Origin of the sequence: Nostoc sp. (assembly GCF_036919595.1) — a bacterium.
Classification (GTDB): domain Bacteria; phylum Cyanobacteriota; class Cyanobacteriia; order Cyanobacteriales; family Nostocaceae; genus Nostoc.
This window is the reverse complement of record NZ_JBALCO010000047.1, coordinates 1-1,597: the sequence shown is the minus strand read 5'-3', so window position 1 is coordinate 1,597 and position 1,597 is coordinate 1. Positions and strand designations below refer to the sequence as shown.

Below are 1,597 nucleotides of genomic sequence, written 5' to 3'. Positions count from 1 at the left end.
TTTGTAGATGCTGATTTATCATAGTCTGCTTTTACACTTCTACACTCAACCGTATTATCTCGTACTCTTTTTCATAAATCAAATAGGATTCCTATTGGATTCCTATAGGAATCCAATAAACAAGCTTCAAAAATTTATCCAAAAACAAAGTTTTTTGCATATAGGGATTTTTCTGGCAATTCTATTAGGTATCATATTATTCAATTGGGTAGCACTTTCGCAGCGACCAGTTACCCTAAATATGTTAATTACTGCCCCAGATGCCCAACCTTGGAAGCAGGGTTTGATTAGAGACTTTGAGGCTGAGAACCCAGGCATTCGTATTAACTTAGTTGAGGGGCCAAATGCTACAAATTTGCTTGAAGACCTGTACAGCTCATCTTTTATCTTAGGTGAATCCCCTTATGACTTGGTGAATATGGATGTGATCTGGACGCCCAAGTTTGCTGCTGCTCGATGGTTGCTAGCCCTAGACGCTCGCATTTCCAAGCAAGAGTTGGCAGCATTTTCACCCAAGGATGTAGAAGGCGGACGTTACCAGAACAAGCTGTACCGCATTCCCGTGCGTTCCGATGTGGGAATGCTCTACTACCGGGAAGATTTAATCAAAGAAGCAGGATTGAAACCACCAGAAACCTTTGAGGATTTGATCCGAATATCCCTTGTCTTGCAAAAGAAAGACCAAGTGAATTGGGGCTATGTTTGGCAGGGACGGCAATATGAAGGACTCGTAGCAATGTTTGTGGAAGTCCTTAATGGCTTTGGTGGCTTCTGGGTTAATCTCGAAACCTTCGAGGTGGGGCTGGATCGGCCAGAAACAGTACAGACCGTTGAGTTTTTGCGTAGTACCGTCAGCCAGGGCGTTTCTCCTCCTGGAGTCACAACCTACCAGGAAGAAGACACCCGGCGCTTGTTCCAAAGTGGTCAAGTAGCGTTTTTACGTAGCTGGCCCTATGCATGGCCTTTAGCCCAAGCAAAGAATTCGCCAATCCAAGGTAAAATTGCAATTAAACCGATGGTTCATGCTCCTGGTAAAACTGGTGCAGCTTGTTTAGGAGGCTGGGGTATAGGGATTGCTAAATCTTCTAAACATCCCGAAGAAGCTTGGAAAGCAATTCAGTACTTTACCAGTCGGGAGGCACAGCGCCGATTCATATTAAGTGCAGGCTATGTGCCAAGTCGCCGGGATTTATTTACAGACCTAGAGATTGTTGCCAAATACCCTCACTATCCGCAGTTACTAGAGGTTGTGGACAATGCAGTTTTACGTTCGCCGATCGCACAATATGACCAAACATCGGATATTTTGCAGCGTTATCTTAGCGCTGCACTATCCGGTCGGATAAATCCGCAACGAGCAATGCAAGCTGCTGCTAATGAAACGCGCCGACTGCTAGGAACTAGGAACTAGGGAGAATTACTAATGACTAATCTGCATTCACTCCGAAGTCGGGAACAACGGACTGCTTGGCTCTTATTAACACCAGCATTATTACTGTTATTATGTAACTGCCCAGGTAGGAATGTCAGGAATATTCCCATGAGGGAAGAAAGATGGTAGTGTTCAAGCATGAATCCAGAAGAAAAAGATCAAAAA

2 protein-coding genes are annotated in these 1,597 nt (G+C 44.4%); both read left to right on the top strand.

Going from position 1 to position 1,597, the window contains the following annotated elements; genetic code table 11:
• Nucleotides 1-241: 241 nt before the first annotated feature.
• Nucleotides 242-1,411, top strand: a complete 1,170-nt coding sequence (locus V7K21_RS06500; RefSeq protein ID WP_442948852.1) for an ABC transporter substrate-binding protein — start codon at nt 242-244, stop codon at nt 1,409-1,411.
• A 12-nt stretch (nt 1,412-1,423) separates the two neighbouring features.
• The gene (locus V7K21_RS06495; RefSeq protein WP_335172597.1) at nt 1,424-1,561 is read left to right on the top strand and encodes a hypothetical protein; all 138 of its coding nucleotides are present in this window, start codon (nt 1,424-1,426) and stop codon (nt 1,559-1,561) included.
• Nucleotides 1,562-1,597: the final 36 nt, after the last annotated feature.